Below are 19,867 nucleotides of genomic sequence, written 5' to 3' on the forward strand. Positions count from 1 at the left end.
CGTGTGAGCGTGGGGAACGGCTCGACAACTCTGCCGGAGTCCGTGGATCTGGCCATTCGGCTGCGGAAGGGTGGGGTTCGGGCAAAGACTTGCCCTTGTCCGTTTTCTCACAGAAGGGCCGGTGGTATGGGGGTCACCACCAACGAGGCCACCCGCGTCCTGTGGCGCACTCTCGGGGGAGTTGGCGTTGTCGCCGTGTCAGCCATCGCGCTGGCACTGGGCGGCGTCGGAGGGCAGGACGCCCCCGAGGCCACCAAGGACACGAGCGCCCAGCCGGCGCCGACGGCCGACGCGCCCGTTGCCGTGCCGGACGCCGAGCTGGCTGCGCCCGCGGCCGCTCCGAACGCCGTCGTCGTCGATACGTCGGCGCTGCGCGCACCGGTCGGTGCCGCGGCCCACTACGACGGCGCGATCGTCGACGCACCGGCGACTGCCGTGGTCGCCTACCAGCGCGCCGCCGCGATCATCGACGGCGCCGCCGCCGACTGCCACCTCGACTGGATGGTGCTCGCCGCCCTCGGCCGGATCGAGTCCGACCACGGACGCGGTGCGGACGACACCCACGAGACCACCGCCGACGGCGTCGTGGAGCCGGCCCTGGTCGGCATGCCCCAGGACGGCCGTGACGGCCGCAACAAGGTCAGCGACACCGACGGCGGCAAGCTCGACCGCAACGCCCGCTGGGACGCGCCGGTCGGACCGCTCGGCCTGCTGCCCACCACCTGGTCCTCGGTCGCGGTCGACGCCGACGGCGACGGCGCCCGCAACCCGCAGGACCTCGACGACGCGGCACTCGGCACCAGCGTGCTGCTGTGCGCCGACGGCGCCGACCTGTCGGACCCGGCCGCGCTGCGCAAGGCGCTCGCGTCGTACAACACCTCGGAGGGCTTCGCCGACACCGTGCTGGCCCTCGTCGCGCGGTACGCCGAGGAGATCGCCAGCGTCCCGGCGAGCTCGCCGCTCGTGATCGGCCCGATCGGCGACCCGTTCGTACTCTGCGACTGCGACGACGACCTCGCCGTCGCTCTCGGACGGGTGCGGGCCTCGATCCGCCGCAACGGCGGACACCTGCCGGCGCCCAGCGGCACCCTGCCCGACCTCGACGGGCCCTACACGCCGACGCCGGACCCGACCCCGGACCCGACCCCGGACCCGACCCCGGACCCGACGCCGACCCCGGACCCGACGCCGACCCCGGACCCCACTCCTGAGCCGACGCCGGACCCGACCCCGGACCCCACTCCCGAGCCGACGCCCGAGCCGACGCCCGACCCGACCCCGGACCCGTCGACCGAGCCCGAGCCCACACCGCAGCCGGAGCCGACGCCCGCGCCGACCTCCGACCCGATCCCGGACCCGGGGCCGGCGGAGCGGTCGGTCGACCCGGCCCCGGCCCCGACCTCGGAGCCCGCCACGGACCCGGCTCCCGAGCCCGCCGGTGACGCCACGAAACCTCAGGAGCCCGTCGCTACAGTGCCCGAGTGACCACGGAAGCCCTGCTCGGGACCAGCGACCTGCCCCACCAGCTGCCGCGCTTCGCCGACATCGGCGACGACGACTACGCGCCTGCGCTCGAGGCCGCGATGGCCGAGCAGCTGGCCGCGATCGCCGCGATCACCGCCGACCCCGCGCCGCCGACCTTCGACAACACCCTGGTGCCGCTCGAGCGCAGCGGCACGGCGCTGACCCGCGTGCTGCGGGTGTTCGGCAACAAGGCCGGTGCCGACGCGAACCCCACGATCGACGCCGTCCGCGCGGAGTTCGCGCCCCGGCTCGCCGCCCACTCCGACGCGATCCTCCTCGACCCGGCGCTGTGGCTGCGGATCCAGGCGGTCGACGAGCAGCGAGCGTCGCTGGAGCCGGAGGCGGCGTACCTCGTCGAGCGGTATGTCACCGAGCTGCGCCTCGCCGGCGCGGCCCTGGGTGAGGAGGAGAAGGCCCGGCTGCGGGCGTTGAACGAGGAGATCTCCAGCAAGGAGACAGCCTTCGAGCTCGCGCTGCAGGCCGACAGCAACGACCTCGCGGTCGTGGTCGAGGACCCGGCCGAGCTCGCCGGCCTGACGCCGGGCGAGGTGTCGGCGGCCGCCGCCGCGGCCTCCGCGCGCGGCCTCGACGGCACGTACCTCCTCACGCTGGTGCTCCCGACCGCCCACCCCCACCTGGCCTCGCTCACCGACCGCGCCGTTCGGGAGCGGCTCTCCGTCGCCCAGCGCTCGCGTGGCAGCCGCGGCGGCGACCACGACACCCGCGCCCTGGCGCTGGCCATCCTGCGGCTGCGCGCCGAGCGCGCCCGGCTGCTCGGCTTCGACAACCACGCCGCGGTCGTGACCGCCGACAACACCGCCGGTACGCCGGCCGCGGTCCGCTCGCTGCTGGAGCGCCTCGCCGTCCCCGCGGCCCGCAACGCCCGCCGCGAGCAGGAGGCGCTGTCCGCCCAGGCCGGGTTCGAGGTCGCGCCGTGGGACTGGCCCTACTACGCCGAGCAGGTCCGCGCGTCGGCGTACGACGTCGACCTGGCCGCGCTGCGCCCGTGGTTCGAGGCGGAGCGGGTGCTCCGCGACGGCGTCTTCTTCGCGGCCGAGCGGCTCTACGGACTCACCTTCGTCGAGCGCACCGACCTCGACGGCTACCACCCCGACGTGCGTGTCTTCGAGGTCAGCCGCGACGGTGCGTCGATCGGGCTGTACCTGCTCGACCTCTACACCCGCGACTCCAAGCGCGGCGGGGCGTGGATGAGCAGCTTCGTCACGCAGTCCACACTGCTCGGCGACGAGTCGGCGGTCGTGGTCAACAACCTCAACGTCCCCAAGCCGGCGGCGGGTGAGGCGACGCTCCTGACCTGGGACGAGACCCGCACGCTGTTCCACGAGTTCGGCCACGCCCTGCACGGCCTGCTGGCGCGGGCGACGTACCCGAAGTTCGCGGGGACGGCCGTGTTCCGTGACTTCGTGGAGTACCCCTCGCAGGTCAACGAGATGTGGATCCTGTGGCCCGAGGTGCTGGCCAACTACGCGCGCCACCACGAGACCGGGGAGCCGATCCCGGCCGAGGTCGTCGAGCGGCTGCGTGCGGCGGAGACCTTCAACGAGGGCTTCGCGACGAGCGAGTACCTCGCCGCCGCCCTCGTGGACCTGGCCTGGCACGAGCTCGCCCCCGAGGAGGTCCCCTCCGACGTGGCGGACGTGCCCGCCTTCGAGAGCGCCGCCCTCGCGGCGGTGGGCCTCGACAACCCGGCCGTTCCGCCGCGCTACTCCACGCCGTACTTCGCCCACAGCTTCAGCTCCGGCTACGCCTCGGCCTACTACTCCTACATCTGGAGCGAGGTCCTCGACGCCGACACCGTCGCGTGGTTCCGCGAGAACGGCGGACTCACCCGCGAGAACGGCGAGCAGTACCTCCAGCACGTGATCGGCATCGGCGGTACGCGCGACCCGCTGGCGTCGTACCTCGAGTGGCGGGGGCGCCCGGCGCCGATCGAGCCGCTGCTCGAGCGCCGCGGGCTCGCCTGAGCCCCTGTCAGGAGGCGGGCCGGACCCGCAGGATCTCGTCGTTCCCGTCGCCCTTGTCTGTGGTGACGAGCAGCGAGCCGTCGTTCAGGGCGGTGACGTCGCGCAACCGGCCGTGCGTGCCGCGGAGCTCGGCCGGCACGCGGGTCCAGCGCAGGCGGCCCGAGCTGTCGAAGCGGACGAACATCAGCCGCTGGTCCTTCAGGACGGCGACGGCGAGGGTGCCGGCGAGGTCGCCCCAGCCGCTGCCCTTCACGAAGTCGGCGCCCGAGGTGGCGATGGTCGGGTCGCCGGAGCGCCAGCGGGCGGCGAACTGGGTGCCGGGAAGGCGGGGATCGGTCATCGGGACCGACTCGTTGTAGCCGGGGACCGGGTTCCATCCGTAGTTGCGGCCCGCGCCGATCAGGTTGATCTCGTCGTCGCGGTAGGAACCGTGCTCGACCGACCAGACCGTGCCGTCGGCGCGCTGGGCCAGGCCCTGGACGTTGCGGTGGCCGTAGGACAGCACGTAGCGCCGGTTCGGGTAGGGACTGCGCGGCCAGGGGTTGCCCGCCGAGGGCCTGCCGGTGAAGCGACCCATGCGGAGCACCTTGCCGCCCAGCGAGCGGAGGTTCTGCGGGTTCGTGCCGTGGGCGGCGTCGCCGGTCCCGACCAGGAGGGCTCCGTTGCGGGTGATCAGCAGGCGGCAGCCGCCGTGGCGGCCGATGCTGTTCGAGGGAAGCCCGGCCTTGAGGGTGTGGCGGAAGGTCGCGCGGGTGAGGCCGGTGTCGAGGGTCCACGCGATCACGCGGATGTCGTGGCCGGACGTCGTCCGCCAGCCGGAGCAGGTGTAGATGCGCCGGTTGGCCGCGAACTCGGGGTCGACCGCGAGGCCGAGCAGGCCGGTCTCGCCCTGCGCCCACACCTGGCTGCTGGGGAAGGCGATGTTGCGCTTGCTGCCACTGGTCGGGTTCACCAGCGTCAACGTCCGCCGCTCGCGCTGGGTCACCAGCAGCTGCCCGGACGGCAGCGGCTGCACCTCCCACGGATGGTCCAGGCCGGTCGCCACGACGTCGACGTCGAGCGCGGGTACGACGCGCTGCGCGTCGGCCGGGCCGGGCTCGGCGCTGCCCGCACAGGCAGCGCCGAGCAACGACCCGACGAGGACGACCACGGACAGGACGGCGAGACGGACCCTCATGGTCCGACGGTACGTCGGATCCGGTGTCAGAAGGTGTGTTCCGGAGCGGGGAAGCTCTGGTCCTTGACCTCGGAGTCGTAGGCACGGGCTGCGTCGAGCAGGACCGAGCGCAGGTCGGCGTACTGCTTGACGAAGCGCGGGAGCTTGCCGGTCCGCAGGCCGAAGGCGTCCTGCCAGACGAGGACCTGGCCGTCGCACTGGTTGCCGGCGCCGATGCCGATCGTCGGGATGTCGAGCTTGGCGGTGACCTCGGCGGCGACGTCGCCGGGGACCATCTCCATCACGACGGCGAAGGCGCCGGCCTCCTGGACGGCGAGCGCGTCGCGGAGCACCCGGTCGGCGGCGGCGCCGCGGCCCTGGACGCGGTAGCCGCCGAGCGCGTGCTCGGACTGCGGGGTGAAGCCGATGTGCGCCATCACGGGGATGCCGCCGCGCGTCATCAACTCGATCTGCGGCGCCATCTCGACCCCGCCCTCGAGCTTCACGCAGTGCGCGCCGCCCTCCTTCATGAACCGGACGGCGGTCAGGTAGCCCTGCTCCGGGGAGGCCTGGTAGCTGCCGAAGGGCAGGTCGCCGACCACGAGCGCGCGCGAGACCGAGCGGCTCACGGCGCGGGTCAGGGGGAGCAGCTCGTCGACCGTGACCGGGATCGACGTGCTGTTGCCGAGGACGTTGTTCGAGGCGCTGTCGCCGACGAGGAGGACCTCGATGCCGGCCTCGTCGAAGATGCCGGCGGTCAGCTGGTCGTAGCTGGTGAGCATCGAGAAGCGCTCGCCGCGCTCCTTCATCTCGCGCAGGTGGTGCGTGCGGATCCGCCGGACAGGGGCGGGCGTCGCGGGCGCGGCCGGCGCGCCGCCGTAGGGCGCGGTCTCTTCGGGGGTGCTGCTGCTCATCGTCGAGCTCCGTTCATTCGTGACTCGCGGCCCGCAGCTGCGGGTCCACGTTCGTGAAGGACAACGACGAGGCTAGTCCCGCCGAAGGCGTGCGCGCCCTGTGTGCTCGGTCACCCTTCGCCCGGCCGCGGGACGGCGGCGTCGGCCGCCGCCTCGAGCTCGGCCACCACGATCCGGCGCATCCCCAGCATCGCCCGGCTGGCCGCCTCGGCCCGGGCGGGGTCCGGGTCGGTCATCAGCTCGTGCAGCCGGGTCGGGACGATCTGCCACGACAGGCCGAACCGGTCCCGCAGCCACCCGCAGACCGATTCCTGGCCACCGTCGGCGAGCGAGTCCCAGTAGTAGTCGACCTCGGTCTGGTCCCGGCAGGTCACCGAGAAGGACACCGCCTCCGTGAACGGGTACGACGGCCCGCCGTTGATGCCGCGGAAGGTGATCCCGTCGAGGGTGAACTCCCCGGCCAGCGGGCCCAGGTGGGTGATCGAGGAGTTCGGGAAGATGCCGGTGTAGAACCGCGCGGCCTCCTCCAGCCGGTCGTCGAACCACAGGCACGGCTGGATGTGGGTGATGCTCATGCAGGGGAGACCGGCGGCGTGCCCCGGAGTCATCGCGGCCCGTCTCCCTAGACTCACCTTCGTGGACTTCTACTCGGCCTACGCCCACGGGTTCGCCCGGGTCGCGGCGGTGACCCTGCCGGTCGCCATCGCCGACCCGGCGACCAACGCCGCCCGCACGATCGAGCAGGCCCGGGCCTGCCACGACGAGGGCGTGGCGGTGGCGGTGTTCCCCGAGCTCGGCCTGACCGGGTACGCCGTCGACGACCTCTTCCTGCAGGACGTGCTCCTCGACGCGGTGCACGCCGCGGTCGCCGAGATCGTCGCGGCCTCCGCCGACCTGATGACGATCGTCGTCGTCGGCGCCCCCCTGCGGCACGGCAACCGGATCCTCAACTGCGCGATCGTGGTGCACCGCGGGGAGGTCCTCGGCGTCGCGCCGAAGTCCTACCTGCCGACCTACCGCGAGTTCTACGAGCGCCGCTGGTTCGCGCCGGGCGACGACGTCGTCGGCGAGGTCGTGGTCGCCGGCACGACCGTGCCGATCGGCGCCGACCTGATCTTCGACGTGACCGACGTGCCCGGCCTGCAGCTGCACGTCGAGGTGTGCGAGGACATGTGGGTGCCGGTGCCGCCGAGCGCGCAGGCCGCGCTGGCCGGCGCGACCGTGCTGGCGAACCTGTCGGGCAGCCCGATCACGGTGGCCCGCGCCGAGGACCGGCACCTGCTGGCCCGCAGTGCGAGCGCGCGCTGCAACGCGGCCTACGTCTACGCCGCCGCCGGTCAGGGCGAGTCGACCACCGACCTGTCCTGGGACGGGCAGACGATGGTCTACGAGATGGGTGACCTGCTGGGGCAGGGCGAGCGGTTCCCGGACGGCCCCCGTCGTACCGTCGTCGACGTCGACCTCGACCGGATCCGCCAGGAGCGGATGCGGCAGGGCACCTTCGACGACAACCGCCGCGCGCTCGGCCTCGACATCGACGCGTTCCGCCGCATCGAGCTCACCCTCGACCCGCCGGCGGGCGACATCGGCCTGCGGCGCAAGGTCGACCGCTACCCGTTCGTCCCCGACGACGCGGCGCGTCTCGCGCTGGACTGCTACGAGGCCTACAACATCCAGGTCTCGGGGCTCGAGCAGCGCCTGAAGGCGCTGAGTCCACCTTCCGGGCAACAGCCGAAGATCGTCATCGGTGTCAGCGGTGGCCTCGACTCGACCCACGCCCTCATCGTCGCGGCGAAGGCGATGGACCGGTTGGGCCGCCCACGCAGCGACATCCACGCGTTCACGATGCCGGGCTTCGCGACGGGCGAGACGACGAAGTCGTACGCCACGCGGCTCTCGAGGGCACTGGGCTGCACCTTCCAGGAGCTCGACATCAAGCCGGCCGCGCGGACGATGCTCGAGGGGCTCGACCACCCCTTCAGCGGCGGCGAGCCGGTCTACGACATCACCTTCGAGAACGTCCAGGCCGGGCTGCGCACTGACTACCTGTTCCGGTTGGCCAACCACCGCGGCGGCATCGTGCTCGGCACGGGCGACCTGTCGGAGCTGGCGCTCGGCTGGTGCACCTACGGCGTCGGCGACCAGATGTCGCACTACAACGTCAACGCGGGCGTCCCGAAGACCCTCATCCAGCACCTCATCCGGTGGGTCATCGACACCGACCAGCTGCACGACGGCCACTACGACGACGACGCCGACAAGGTGCTGCAGGAGATCCTCGACCAGGAGATCACCCCCGAGCTGATCCCGGGCGGCGAGCAGAAGACCGAGGACTCGGTCGGGCCCTACGCACTGCAGGACTTCACGCTCCACCACGTGCTGCGCCGCGGCTACCGGCCCAGCAAGATCGCCTTCCTCGCCTGGCACGCCTGGCACGACCAGGCGGCAGGGGAGTGGCCGCCGGGCTTCCCGGAGGAGCGGCGCACGGCGTACGACCTCCCGACGATCCGGAAGTGGCTCGAGGTGTTCGTGCGCCGCTTCTTCAGCAGCCAGTTCAAGCGCTCCGCGCTGCCGAACGGGCCGAAGGTCAGCGCCGGCGGCACGATGTCGCCGCGTGGCGACTGGCGGATGCCCTCGGACGCCAGCGCGGCCGCGTGGCTCGCAGAGCTGTCGGCCAACGTCCCGGAGCGGTGACCGCCGGCGCCAGTCAGGTTTGAGGGGTGCCGGTGCGCGGCATCTAGGTGAGGGCTCGCCAGAAGGTCGAGCCCTCACCCACGCCAGCGCACTGGCGCCGACAAAGACAGGTCCCGGGACCCATGAACCAACCTCCCGCCGGCGCGCCCCCCTTCGGGCCGCCTCCGCCGCCGCCGCCGTTCGCGCCGCCTCCGCAGCGGTCCGGGAGCGGGCGCACCGTGCTCTGGCTCGTTGCGGGACTGGTGCTGGTCCTCGCCGTCATCGCCGCCCTCGCCTTCGTGGTGCTCGGCGACGACGAGGACGACGAGGACGACAAGAAGGCGGCGGGTGACGGCGGCGCCCGTACGGCGTCGTGCGAGAGCTACCAGACGCTGATCATGAGCTCGGAGGTCCAGGCTGCGGCCGGCTTCGATCCCGACGAGCTGCAGTCGATGTACGACGCGGTGCTCGCCGACGTCGAGGACGACCAGGAATTCGCTGCGCTGGTCGAGGACGAGGCAGCCGCCGTCGTGCCGTACTACCGGGCGCTCGCTGACTGGAAGCAGTCGGTGGAGGATGCGCTGAGCCGTGGTGAGTACCCCGAGACGACGGTGCCGGCCGAGATCACCGAGCAGCAGGGACAGCTGCAGAGCGCCCAGCGTGGGGTGCTCGAGGCGTGCAGCGACGTCTGGTCGAGCGGCGACGAGGGAGACGAGCCGATCCCCGAGATCACCGCTCCCACGTTGGAGACCCCGAGCTGGATGGACGAGCAGTGATGTCGGGCGGTCGACAGCGGGGATTCCCCTGGCTGGCGGTGCTCGGCTCGCTCGCCCTGGTCGTCGTCCTCGTCGTGGGCGTGGCCGTCGTCCTGGTCCTGGACCGCGACGACGACGCGCCCGGTGACGAGCGTGACGGGGGAACCAGTGCGGAGGCCGCGCGGGAGCGCCTGCTCGGCGACGGACGCACGGTGCTCCCGACCACCGCCTCGGCGCAGGAGGCGGTGCCCGGCTTCGACTACACCGCGCCCGTCGACGGCGCCGCGATCGACGAGGACCTGGTGATCCCGGCCCGCTACGACGCGGAGGCCGAGGACCTCTGGAAGGGCGACCCCGGCAGGATCGAGGTCTACGCCGACCAGGGACTGACCCGGCACGTGCCGTTCGACATCCTGCCCGACCTGACGGCGTCCGACGACGATCCGCGCCTGGCGCTCAAGCCGCTCCGGGTGCGGAGCACCCACATCGTGCGGGAGGGCGGACAGGTCGGCGCCAAGCCGACCTGGACCCTGGCCGACGTCGGTACCTACTGGAGTCTCAACCCCCGCGTGTACGTCGTGCAGTACCTCGAGCCGGACGGTGCCCAGCGTGCCCGGCCCTTGGTCACCGAGGTCCACTTCGCCTCCGAGACGCCTGCGCCCGAGCAGGTCACCGCGTCGGTGACGGGCCAGGGCGACGCGCTCGTGGAGTGGAGTCCCGTCGCCGGTGCGACCGAGTACGCCGTGGTCGTGCAGCGTCGAACGGGGGACACCCTGAACGGATCCGTGCAGGTGGTCGGGCGCACGACGAAGACGTCGTGGTCCTCCGAGGAGGTCAGGCAGTGCCACGGGTCGACCTGCGACCAGAACGAGGTGCTGAAGCTGACGACCGGTGACGCGTCGCTGATGGCCAGCACCCCGGAGCTGGTGTCCGACGACGTCGAGGTCCAGCTCGGTGTCGTCGCCGTGGTCGACCGGCAGCCCTCCGTGCTCGCACCGGTCGACCTCGCCGGCCTCGAGGCGCTCCCCGTGCGGTCCGACGACGGGTGGGACGCGGGAGCCGACGTCGACAACGACGGCCTGGCGGGGCTGCCCAGCCGCTTCCTGTTCGTCTCGGTCGACGGGTCGACGCGAGCGACCGGGGCCTACGTCGAGCGCGGTGAGGTACGACGCCAGGGCCGCCTCTGGCTGGTCCCGGTGCGCGGTCGCGGCACGCGGCTGTCCCACGTCGTCCGGATCCCGGCCGACGCCGTCGGCAACATCGACGCCGACGTCCGGGCGTTCAACACCCGCGCGCAGCGTGCGTACCCGAAGGCGGGTCTGGGCCAGACCAAGGTCGTGATCGACGTCAACCACCCGAAGCGGCCCGCCCCGGAGCTGCCGGCGCCGGACCTCCCCGTGTTCGGCAGCAACGAGCTGAGCCGGTTCATCGCCGGCCAGCTGGTCGCGGGCTCCACCTCGATCGATCTCTCGAGGTTCGAGGGCAAGCCCGGCCTGCCCGGCTTCCAGGACGCCCTCGACGAGGCCATCCTCCAGAACCCGTACGCGCTCGCGACCTTCGACGAGTTCTCGTTCGACGGCAGCGTCCTCTACGTCGACCCGGCGTTCGACGCAGCCGAGCTGCGGGTCCGGCAGCGGAGCATCGCCGACGCCGCCGAGCGGATCGCGAAGGACGAGACCCGCCCGGGGATGAGCGTGTCCGACAAGGTGGCGGCGATCAACCGCTACCTGGTCGACCAGGCCGACTACGACCACGTGGCCCTTGCGGCGGCGGAGAAGGCCCGGGCGCGCGACAAGGAGACCCCGAAGCGGTTCCAGTACGCCTGGACGGTGGACGGCATCCTGCTCGACCGCTCCGGCGTCTGCATGAGTTACTCGTTCGCCTTCCAGGCCATCGCCAAGGAGGCCGGCATCGAGTCGGTCATCGTCACCGGCGACCTCGCCAACGGCGGACGCCACGCGTGGAACAAGGTCAAGGACGGCAGGAGCTGGCGCTCGGTCGACGTCACCTGGAACGACCCCGGCGGGCCGTGGCGGTCGGGGGACGGGACCCGGTACCTCATGATCCGCGACGGCCAGTTCACCGGCAACGCGCTGCGCTCCGAGGACGACGCCTGGATGGCCGACGCCTACCTCCGCCAGTACGCGACGCGCTGAGCGGAGGTCGGCGGGCCGCCCTAGGCCTCCCTGATGTGGTCCCCGCGCACCATCCGGGCCATCGCGAAGCTGCAGAAGCCGAGCGCGAGCATCCCGACCGCGAGGTGGGCGACCCCGTCGACCGAGAAGAGGTTGATCGCGAGCAGGCACAGCCAGACGCCGAGCACGTCGCCGCCGAAGTGCGGCGCGAACGCGACGAGCGCTGCGATCGCCACGGTGATGATGCCGATCCACATCACGGCGTCGTCGGCGTTGCCGGGCAGGAAGTTGTCGGCCCAGACGGCGAGGTAGCTGGTCCACTTGTCGGTCAGGACGCCGAACAGCATGTCCAGGCCCCACACCAGCGGGAGTGCGGTGAGGGTGGCCCAGAGGGCGACGCGTCCCTGACGGTTGGCGTCGATGGTGGAGAAGTGAGTGAGGTCGTTGAGCTCCTCGCGCATGTCGTGGGTGAGGTGGTCCCACGTGTGGGTGCTGGCCATGGCGATTCCCTTTCTCGAGCGGTCCCCTTGTAAGGGACATCAACTTTGACGGTAGACCTGGGCGCCTCTTTCAGCAAGACTCGTGTCTGCTAGAAATTCCGGGGAGGGGTGCGGCGATGGACGAGGCCTTCGGGCAACGGGTCAGCCGGCTGGGAGCGCTCGCCGACCCGGTACGACGAGCGCTCTACCGCTTCGTCGCCGAGCAGCCCGGCGCGGTGAGCCGCGACCAGGCCGCGTCCGGCGTGGAGGTGCCGCGGCACACGGCGAAGTTCCACCTCGACCGGCTGGTCGAGGAGGGCCTGCTGGTGACGGAGTTCAAGCGGCTGACCGGCCGCTCCGGTCCGGGGGCGGGACGGCCGGCCAAGCTCTACCGCCGCTCCGGGCGGGAGGTGGTCGTCAGCGTCCCGAGCCGTCGCTACGACCTCGCCGGCCAGGTGCTCGCCGACGCCGTCGAGCGGAACCTCGCGGGCACGCCGATGCCCGAGGCGCTGGACGGGGCCGCCGACGCGGCAGCGGCCGCGGTCCTCGCGCAGTGGCCGGCGGCCGGCGACGGCCTGGTCGCGGCGCTGGGGCCGCTGGGCTACGAGCCGCGGGAGACCGCGGAGGGGATCTGCCTGGGCAACTGCCCGTTCGACCGGCTCGCCGTCGACCACCGCGACCTCGTCTGCGGGGTCAACCACGCCTTCGTCGGCGCGCTCGCGGATCGCCTCGACCCCGGCTCGACCGCGGTGGCGGTCGAGCCGGGGACGGGCTGCTGCGTCCGGGTCAGGACAGCGGCGTCGCCGTGAGCGTGGCGCTCTTGACGTTGATGTCGCCGCTGCGGGCGGTGCCCTGGGCGCTGTCGTAGCCGAAGCCGAGCAGGCCGACGTAGGTCTCCTCGGTCAGCTCGACGACGGTCGTGCCGCTGACCGAGATGTGGCGGTTGGCGGCGGCGGGCATCAGTGCGTTCGGGCTGATGTCACCCTCCTGCTGCTGCCACTGGAAGGCGCCGTCGCCACTGCGGTCGATCCACAGCGACAGCTGCGGGTAGACGTCGACCGACGGGTCGGCGGCGGCCTGGGCGCTCTCGAAGGCGCCGTCGACAGTGATCAGGTAGCGGCCGGCCGGGAGGGTGAGGCCGGTGTCGAGATCGGTGTTGTTGGCGTTGATCCCGCCGCCGATGTGGGCGATCGCCTTCGGGGCGGCGAGCGTCGCGACCTCGACGCCGATGGTGCCGACGGGGGGCGCGAACGCGGCGCGGGCGTCCGGCGACAGGTCGGCGAGCCGGACGGCGCCGTCGACGATGTCGGCGCTCCGGACGGAGCTGTTGCGGATGTCGTCGCCGGTCAGGCCGCCGTCGCGCACGTCGGCACCGGTGAGGGTGCCGTTGGCGATGTCGATCGACCGGATCGAGCCGTCCTTGATGTCGGCCGAGCCGATCATGCGGGCAGCGACCGCTCCCGTGCTTCCGAGAGCAACGACGACGGTGGCCCCCACAGCCACCGCGGCGATGCGATTCTTGAGGATGGACACGCTTGTCCCCTTCCGTGATGCGGATCCGGGCCGGGAGGTCCCCGGCCGGGCCCTGATCCTGTGCAGAAGGTCCGACAGAAATCTGGGAAACCCTTGAAAAGACCTCAGGATCGGCCCTGCCCTGCCGAGGGACGTCTGACCCCCTAGGCTCTGCGTCATGGGCAAGCAAGAGGACTTCGTACTCCGCGCTCTCGAGGAGCGTGACGTCCGGTTCGTGCGGCTGTGGTTCACCGACGTGCTCGGGTTCCTGAAGTCCGTCGCCGTGGCGCCGGCGGAGCTCGAGGGCGCGTTCTCCGAGGGCATCGGCTTCGACGGCTCGGCGATCGAGGGCTTCGCCCGGGTCTACGAGGCCGACATGCTCGCGCTGCCCGACCCGACCACCTTCCAGATCCTGCCGTGGCGCAGCAGCGAGGGCCCGGCGACGGCCCGCATGTTCTGCGACATCGTGATGCCCGACGGCTCGGCGTCGTACGCCGACCCGCGCAACGTCCTCAAGCGGACCCTCGGCAAGGCGGCGGAGCAGGGCTTCACCTTCTACACGCACCCCGAGGTCGAGTTCTACCTCTTCAAGGACGAGCCGCAGCCCGGCCAGGAGCCGGTGCCGATGGACCGCAGCGGCTACTTCGACCACGCCGCGCACAGCCACGGCTCGGACTTCCGCCGCGAGGCGATCACGATGCTCGAGGCGATGGGCATCTCGGTGGAGTTCAGCCACCACGAGGCGGGCCCGGGCCAGCAGGAGATCGACCTCCGGTACGCCGACGCGCTCACCACGGCCGACAACATCATGACCTTCCGCACGGTCATCCGCGAGGTCGCGCTGAGCCAGGGCCTGTGGGCGACGTTCATGCCCAAGCCGTTCACGACGCACCCCGGGTCGGGCATGCACACGCACGTGTCGCTGTTCGAGGGCGACCAGAACGCCTTCTACGAGGCAGGGTCCGAGTACCAGCTCTCGAAGACCGGCCGCCAGTTCATCGCCGGCGTCCTCAAGCACGCCAGCGAGATCAGCGTCGTCACCAACCAGTGGGTCAACTCCTACAAGCGGCTGATGTTCGGGGGCGAGGCGCCGTCGTACATCTGCTGGGGCCACAACAACCGCTCCGCGATGATCCGCGTCCCGATGTACAAGCCCAGCAAGGGCCAGTCGACCCGCATCGAGCTGCGCACCATCGACTCCTCCTGCAACCCCTACCTCGCCTACGCCGCCGTGCTGGCCGCCGGCCTCAAGGGCATCGAGAACGGCTACGAGCTGCCGCGCGAGGCCGAGGACGACGTGTGGGCGCTGAGCGAGCGCGAGCGTCACAGCCTCGGCATCGAGCCGCTGCCCAAGAGCCTCCACGAGGCGATCGTCGTGGCCGAGCGCTCCGAGCTGCTCGCCGAGACGCTGGGGGAGCAGGTCTTCGAGTTCTTCCTGCGCAACAAGCGCGCGGAGTGGGACGAGTACCGCGGCCAGGTGTCGGTGTTCGAGCGCGACCGGATGCTGCCGGTTCTCTGAGCCTCGCCGTGAACAGGGCCAGCCAGCGCACCGAGCTGCTCCGGCTCGGCTTCGTCGACCTCGACCGGGCGCAGGCCGACCTGGCCGCGCTCGGCCCGGTCGGTGTCGACCTGCTGGCCTACCTCGGTCGCACCGCCGACCCCGACGCCGCCCTGCACGCGCTGGGCCGGCTGGCCGAGGCGGCGCAGGACCGCGAGCAGCTGCTGGCCGCCGTCGCCGACGACGAGGGCACGGCGATGCGCCTGCTCTGCGTGCTCGGTGCGAGCGCCGCGCTCGCCGACCACCTGGTCACCCATCCCTTCCACTGGCGCGAGCTGACCGACCCCGAGCTCGGGTCGACCCGGCCGGCCGCGTGGGCGCTGCGGGAGTCCCTGCTGGCGGCGGTCGCCGACAAGCCGGACGCGGAGGCGGTGAACGCGCTGCGGGTGGAGTACCGCCGCCTGCTGCTGCGCCTCGCGGCGCGCGACCTGACCCACCACCTCGGCGTCGACGACGCCGCGGCCGAGCTCTCGGACCTCGCGGCCGGGACGCTCGACGTCGCGCTCGAGGTGGCCCGGGCCCGGATCGGCGAGGACGCCGACAAGGCGCGACTCGCGGTCATCGCGATGGGCAAGTGCGGCGGCCACGAGCTCAACTACGTCTCCGACGTCGACGTGATCTTCGTGCACGAGGGCGACGAGCGGATCGCGGCCCGGCTGGCTGCGCAGCTGATGCAGGTCTGCTCCGACCACACCGCCGAGGGCACCATCTGGCCGGTCGACGCCAACCTCCGTCCGGAGGGCAAGGCCGGTCCGCTGAGCCGCACGCTGGCCAGCCACCAGGGCTACTACGAGCGCTGGGCGGAGCCGTGGGAGTTCCAGGCCCTGCTCAAGGCGCGCCCGGTCGCGGGCGACCTCGACCTGGGCCGGGCCTTCGTCGACATGGTGAGCCCGATGGTCTGGACGGCCGCCGACCGCGAGGGCTTCGTCGAGGCCGCCCGCGCGATGCGCCGCCGCGTCCTCGACCACATCCCGGCCCGCGAGGCGGACCGCCAGCTCAAGCTCGGCGCCGGCGGACTGCGCGACGTCGAGTTCGCGGTCCAGCTGCTCCAGCTCGTGCACGGCCGGGCCGACGAGGGCATCCGGCCCCCGACCACGCTCAGCGCGCTGGCCCGCCTCACCGAGGCCGGGTACGTCGGTCGCGAGGACGGCGAGGCGCTGCACCGCGCCTACGCCTTCCTGCGGACCCTCGAGCACCGGATCCAGCTCCACCGGCTGCAGCGCACGCACGTCGTACCGTCGGACGAGGCGGCGCTGCGGCGGCTCGGCCGCAGCCTCGGCTTCCTCAAGGAGTCCGAGAAGCGCCTCGACGAGACCTGGCAGGACCACCGGCGTGAGGTCAGCCGCCTGCACCAGAAGATCTTCTACCGCCCGCTGCTCACGGCGGTCGCGCGGATCGGCGCCGATGAGGTGCGCCTGTCGTCCGAGGCCGCGGGCGCCCGCCTCGCCGCCCTCGGGTACGCCGACCCGCAGGCCGCGCTGCGCAACCTCGAGGCGCTGACCTCGGGCGTGAGCCGCACCGCCGCCATCCAGCGCACCCTGCTGCCGGCCATGCTCCAGTGGTTCGCCGAGGCGCCCGACCCCGACGGCGGCCTGTTCGGGTTCCGCCGGATCAGCGAGGCGTTGGGCCGCACCCCGTGGTACCTCTCGACCCTGCGCGACGAGGGGGAGGTCGCCGAGCGGCTGGCCCACCTGCTCGCGACCTCGCGCTACTGCACCGACCTGCTCGAGCGCGAGCCCGCCGGCGTACGCCTGCTGGGGGGCGACCTCGCCCCGTTGCCCGCCGAGGCGCTGCTCGACGAGATGCTCGCGACCGGCCGCCGCCAGGACGGCTTCGAGAAGGGCGTGCGGGCGGTGCGCGCGGTGCGCCGCCGCGAGCTCCTGCGGATCGCGGCCGGCGACGTCCTCGGGCTGGTCGACGTCGCCGACGTCGGCTTCGCCCTCACCCGGCTCACCGACGCGACCCTGGCCGCGACGCTCGAGGGCGCCATGGAGTCGACCGCGCGCTCGCGCGGCCTCGACGAGCCGCCGACCCGCATGGCGATCGTCGCCATGGGCCGGTACGGCGGTTTCGAGCTCTCCTACGGCAGCGACGCCGACGTGCTGTTCGTCCACGACCCCCAGCCCGGCGCGGACCCGCACGAAGCTTCGACGTACGCGCGCCTCGTCGCGGAGGAGGTCCGCAAGGTCCTCGGCGCCCCGGGGACCGACCCGGCGCTGGTGGTGGACGCCGACCTGCGGCCCGAGGGCAGGCAGGGGCCGCTGGTGCGCACGCTCGACGCCTACGCCGCCTACTACGCCAAGTGGTCGCACGTGTGGGAGGCACAGGCCCTGCTGCGGGCCGACGCGGTGGTCGGCGACCCCGACCTGCGCGAGCGGTTCACCGCGCTGATCGACCCGCTGCGCTACCCGGCCGGCGGGCTGACCGACGACGACGTCCTCGAGGTGCGCCGGATCAAGGGACGCGTTGACAAGGAGCGGCTCCCACGCGGGGCCGACCCGGCGCTGCACCTCAAGCTCGGGCGCGGGGGACTGGCGGACATCGAGTGGACGGTCCAGCTCCTGCAGCTGCGCTTCGGTGCCGACGTACCGGGACTCCGGACGGCGCAGACCCTCGCCGCCCTCACGGCAGCCGCCGAGGCGGGCCTGGTCACGCACGAGGACGCCGCGACCCTCGGCACCTCGTGGCGGATGGTGACCCGGGTCCGCAACGCGCTGCTGCTCGCCCGCGGTCGCCCCGGCGACCAGTTCCCGCGGGCCAGCCTCGAGCGACGCTCCGTCGCCGGGATCCTCGGCTACCAGACCGACGAGACCGACCGGCTGCTCGACGACTACCTGCGCATCACCCGTCACGCGCGCGCCGTCGTGGACCGCGTCTTCTGGGAGTGATCCGGCCACCTGGACGGGCGGGAAAGGCTCACCTTCGTTGCGGCTGCGGGTCCATCGTGGAAACACCTCGCCCTTGTCGCCCGCGTCGCGGATCGATGTGTCATGATGGGCCGGTCGGGCCGCGACCGACCCCCCCAGAGGTCGCGGCCCGACGCTTTTTGCGGCGTGTGATCCCTCTCAACCACGGGTCGATTCCCTGTTCAACTACCTGTTACGGCGAGTAGCGTTCTTTGCATGCTCCTTGCCGTTGAACAGGCTCCGCCCGCGGGTGGTGCGGCGCTCGACCAGGTCTTCATCGCCTTCGGTGCCTTCGCCGCGATCTACGTGCCGCTCGGGATCTTCCTGCTCCGGGAGCGGGACGGGAAGTCGACCTTCATCGGCCGGCTGGCCGACCGGGTGTCCGCGATCGACGGGTTGCCGCGTTGGGCGGGGCTCCCGAGCTACCTCGCCGTCCTGTCGCTGATCTCGTGCGGCTTCGGCGTCTACTGGGACGTCCCGATCCACATGCAGAACGGGCGCGACGAGGGGCCGCTGGCCAACCCGTCGCACTTCCCGATCATGTTCGGCATCTTCTTCTTCCTGGCCGCGGGCGTGATCTCGGCGGCCCTCGCCAAGGATCCGCTGCCGCGTCGTACCGTGCGACTGACGCCGAAGTGGCGGGTGCCGATGGGCACGCTCGTGCTGCTCGGCGCGGGCATGATCGCGGCCGCGGGCTTCCCCGCCGACGACGTGTGGCACCGCCTGTTCGGGCAGGACGTCACCGAGTGGGGCCCGACCCACGTGATGATGATCGGCGGAGCGGTCACCTGCATCCTCGCCGTCCCGCTGCTGTACGCCGAGGGCGCCCAGCTGGGCCGGCCGCCGGCGCAGCGCTGGACCTGGTTCGGCGGCCTCGCCACCGGCGGGCTCGGCCTCTTCGGCAAGATCCTGCCGCCCGTACGACGCGAGGCGCCCGCCTCGGTCCTGGCCGACCGGTCGGCGTGGGCCACCCGCCTCTACATCACCGTCGTGATCGGCATCTGCATCATCCCGGTCGCCTTCCTGATGGAGTTCGACCTCGGCGTGCCGCAGTTCCCGGCCGCGACGATGTTCATCATCTCGGGCTTCCTGACCAGCTGGATCTTCACCGCCGGCCGCCTCTTCTTCGGGCCCGGCGGTGCGCTGGTCACCTGGCTGGCCTACACCGGCCTGCGGGTGCTGATCTTCGCGATCACGCTCCCGGTCCCCGACATCCACCGCGCCCACTGGCTGCTCTTCCTCGGCCCGGCGCTGTGCATCGAGCTGGTGGCGCTCCTCGTCCGCAACCGCGGTCCGGTCTTCGCGGCGGGCGCCGCGCTCCTCGGCGGCACCGTCGGCTTGGCGACCGAGTGGTGGTGGATGGACTTCTTCATGCCGTACCCGCTGCCCCCGGACACCCAGCAGATGCCGCTGATGCTCGGCGTCGGCGGGCTCGCCGCCGCGGGCGGCGGCCTGCTCGGCTGGTCGTTCGCCCGCCACATCGAGCGGATCGCGGACCTGCCCGAGGCCTCGGCGCCGGTGCGCGATGGCATGGCCGTGGCCGGCCGGTGGGTCGGCACGGCGGGCACGCTCGTGTTCCTGGTCCTGATGGGGATCTTCGCGCCGCCGGCCAGTGCCGGCGAGGTCGAGGTCGTCAAGGACTGCGCCGGCGACGAGTGCCGTACGACCTACGAGCCGGTCGAGGGCACCGACGTGATCATGGGCCACGTCACCTACAACGACGACTGCCTCGGCGCCGACGGCTGCATGACGCGGGTGACCGTGCGCACCGACGACGACCGGGTCGAGGACGCGGTGTGGATCTCCGCGCTGGCCTACCAGGGGCGGCACCGCACCGACGGCAAGGTGCCGGGTGACGGCATGCTGAGCGTCGCGATGGACCCGACCGGCAACGCGGGGGAGTACCGCTCCGCCGAGCCGCTGCCGATCTACGGCAACTGGAAGGTGCTGATCCGCCTGCACCTCGCGCCCACCACGATGGTCTCGATCCCGGTGCACATGCCGGCCGACACCGCCATCGACGGACCCGCCTCCGGGCTGGTCCAGGTCGACGACGGCACCGACGCGGCGTTCGTGCACGAGCCGTTCATGCTGCAGCGCGAGCGCAAGCCCGATGTTCCCGTGTGGCTCTGGACGACCATGTACGGCGTCGTGATCGCCTCGTGGCTGGTGCTGCTGGCGTTCTACGGCTGGCTCTACGCCGCCGCGGCCGGCGCGAGCGCCGTCCCGGCGAAGGAGGAGTCCGCCCCCGCGACCTGAGGACGTGCGCC

14 protein-coding genes are annotated in these 19,867 nt (G+C 72.4%); 9 read left to right on the forward strand and 5 right to left on the reverse strand.

Going from position 1 to position 19,867, the window contains the following annotated elements; translation table 11 throughout:
* Nucleotides 1-126: 126 nt before the first annotated feature.
* Together ASE20_RS25425 and ASE20_RS03525 are read left to right on the forward strand one after the other, a co-directional pair.
* Nucleotides 127-1,485 carry a hypothetical protein gene (locus ASE20_RS25425; protein WP_157538637.1) on the forward strand — a complete coding sequence of 453 codons (1,359 nt, stop codon included), beginning with the start codon at nucleotides 127-129 and terminating at the stop codon, nucleotides 1,483-1,485.
* The gene (locus ASE20_RS03525) at nucleotides 1,482-3,509 is read left to right on the forward strand and encodes a M3 family metallopeptidase (RefSeq protein ID WP_056893167.1); all 2,028 of its coding nucleotides are present in this window, start codon (nucleotides 1,482-1,484) and stop codon (nucleotides 3,507-3,509) included. The genes ASE20_RS25425 and ASE20_RS03525 overlap by 4 nt, the downstream gene beginning before the upstream one ends.
* A gap of 7 nt (nucleotides 3,510-3,516) precedes the next feature.
* Here ASE20_RS03525 and ASE20_RS03530 read toward each other — a convergent pair whose 3' ends face one another.
* From ASE20_RS03530 to ASE20_RS03540, 3 genes are all read right to left on the reverse strand, one after another.
* On the reverse strand, nucleotides 3,517-4,686 hold the full coding sequence (locus ASE20_RS03530) for a PQQ-dependent sugar dehydrogenase (protein WP_082612121.1): 1,170 nt from the start codon (nucleotides 4,684-4,686) through the stop codon (nucleotides 3,517-3,519).
* Between the two features lie 26 nt (nucleotides 4,687-4,712).
* A complete protein-coding gene (gene panB / locus ASE20_RS03535; RefSeq protein WP_056893168.1) occupies nucleotides 4,713-5,579 on the reverse strand; it encodes a 3-methyl-2-oxobutanoate hydroxymethyltransferase in 867 nt (288 codons plus the stop codon).
* Between the two features lie 110 nt (nucleotides 5,580-5,689).
* A complete protein-coding gene (locus ASE20_RS03540) occupies nucleotides 5,690-6,154 on the reverse strand; it encodes a VOC family protein (protein WP_056893169.1) in 465 nt (154 codons plus the stop codon).
* A gap of 61 nt (nucleotides 6,155-6,215) precedes the next feature.
* Here ASE20_RS03540 and ASE20_RS03545 point away from each other — a divergent pair, with 61 nt between their 5' ends.
* The 3 genes from ASE20_RS03545 (at nucleotide 6,216) to ASE20_RS03555 (ending at nucleotide 11,163) form a co-directional block, all read left to right on the forward strand.
* Nucleotides 6,216-8,273, forward strand: coding sequence for an NAD(+) synthase (locus tag ASE20_RS03545; protein ID WP_056893170.1), 2,058 nt, complete (start codon nucleotides 6,216-6,218; stop codon nucleotides 8,271-8,273).
* A gap of 218 nt (nucleotides 8,274-8,491) precedes the next feature.
* Nucleotides 8,492-9,028, forward strand: coding sequence for a hypothetical protein (locus tag ASE20_RS03550; RefSeq protein WP_056893171.1), 537 nt, complete (start codon nucleotides 8,492-8,494; stop codon nucleotides 9,026-9,028).
* A complete protein-coding gene (locus ASE20_RS03555) occupies nucleotides 9,028-11,163 on the forward strand; it encodes a transglutaminase domain-containing protein (protein WP_056893172.1) in 2,136 nt (711 codons plus the stop codon). Before ASE20_RS03550 ends, ASE20_RS03555 begins: the two co-directional genes overlap by 1 nt.
* Nucleotides 11,164-11,183: 20 nt before the next feature.
* Here the strand turns inward: ASE20_RS03555 and ASE20_RS03560 are convergent, their stop codons facing one another.
* Nucleotides 11,184-11,642 carry a hypothetical protein gene (locus ASE20_RS03560; protein ID WP_056893173.1) on the reverse strand — a complete coding sequence of 153 codons (459 nt, stop codon included), beginning with the start codon at nucleotides 11,640-11,642 and terminating at the stop codon, nucleotides 11,184-11,186.
* Between the two features lie 116 nt (nucleotides 11,643-11,758).
* Here ASE20_RS03560 and ASE20_RS03565 point away from each other — a divergent pair, with 116 nt between their 5' ends.
* Nucleotides 11,759-12,430: a helix-turn-helix transcriptional regulator gene (locus tag ASE20_RS03565; protein WP_056893174.1), complete on the forward strand. Its 672-nt coding sequence runs from the start codon at nucleotides 11,759-11,761 to the stop codon at nucleotides 12,428-12,430.
* Here the strand turns inward: ASE20_RS03565 and ASE20_RS03570 are convergent.
* Entirely contained in the window at nucleotides 12,408-13,154 is a 747-nt protein-coding gene (locus ASE20_RS03570; RefSeq protein WP_056917992.1) for a hypothetical protein, read from the reverse strand. The genes ASE20_RS03565 and ASE20_RS03570 overlap by 23 nt on opposite strands.
* Before the next feature lie 157 nt (nucleotides 13,155-13,311).
* On the opposite strand from ASE20_RS03570, the gene ASE20_RS03575 reads away from it, so the two are divergent.
* The 3 genes from ASE20_RS03575 (at nucleotide 13,312) to ASE20_RS03585 (ending at nucleotide 19,856) form a co-directional block, all read left to right on the forward strand.
* Complete coding sequence (locus tag ASE20_RS03575) at nucleotides 13,312-14,652, forward strand: glutamine synthetase family protein (RefSeq protein WP_056893176.1); 1,341 nt, start codon at nucleotides 13,312-13,314, stop codon at nucleotides 14,650-14,652.
* An 8-nt stretch (nucleotides 14,653-14,660) separates the two neighbouring features.
* Nucleotides 14,661-17,579 (forward strand): bifunctional [glutamine synthetase] adenylyltransferase/[glutamine synthetase]-adenylyl-L-tyrosine phosphorylase, encoded by a 2,919-nt coding sequence (locus ASE20_RS03580; RefSeq protein WP_200952706.1) that lies wholly within the window; start codon nucleotides 14,661-14,663, stop codon nucleotides 17,577-17,579.
* A 234-nt stretch (nucleotides 17,580-17,813) separates the two neighbouring features.
* Nucleotides 17,814-19,856, forward strand: a complete 2,043-nt coding sequence (locus tag ASE20_RS03585; RefSeq protein WP_056893177.1) for a hypothetical protein — start codon at nucleotides 17,814-17,816, stop codon at nucleotides 19,854-19,856.
* Nucleotides 19,857-19,867: the final 11 nt, after the last annotated feature.

Source organism: Nocardioides sp. Root240, from assembly GCF_001428825.1.
In the GTDB taxonomy this organism is placed as follows: domain Bacteria; phylum Actinomycetota; class Actinomycetes; order Propionibacteriales; family Nocardioidaceae; genus Nocardioides.

Coding starts and splice junctions, on each gene's coding strand:
- ASE20_RS25425 (WP_157538637.1), top strand. CDS start 127: ATGGGGGTCACCACCAACGAGGCCACCCGCGTCCTGTGGCGCACTCTC.
- ASE20_RS03530 (WP_082612121.1), bottom strand. CDS start 4,686: ATGAGGGTCCGTCTCGCCGTCCTGTCCGTGGTCGTCCTCGTCGGGTCG.
- panB (WP_056893168.1), bottom strand. CDS start 5,579: ATGAGCAGCAGCACCCCCGAAGAGACCGCGCCCTACGGCGGCGCGCCG.
- ASE20_RS03540 (WP_056893169.1), bottom strand. CDS start 6,154: ATGAGCATCACCCACATCCAGCCGTGCCTGTGGTTCGACGACCGGCTG.
- ASE20_RS03555 (WP_056893172.1), top strand. CDS start 9,028: ATGTCGGGCGGTCGACAGCGGGGATTCCCCTGGCTGGCGGTGCTCGGC.
- ASE20_RS03560 (WP_056893173.1), bottom strand. CDS start 11,642: ATGGCCAGCACCCACACGTGGGACCACCTCACCCACGACATGCGCGAG.
- ASE20_RS03565 (WP_056893174.1), top strand. CDS start 11,759: ATGGACGAGGCCTTCGGGCAACGGGTCAGCCGGCTGGGAGCGCTCGCC.
- ASE20_RS03575 (WP_056893176.1), top strand. CDS start 13,312: ATGGGCAAGCAAGAGGACTTCGTACTCCGCGCTCTCGAGGAGCGTGAC.
- ASE20_RS03585 (WP_056893177.1), top strand. CDS start 17,814: ATGCTCCTTGCCGTTGAACAGGCTCCGCCCGCGGGTGGTGCGGCGCTC.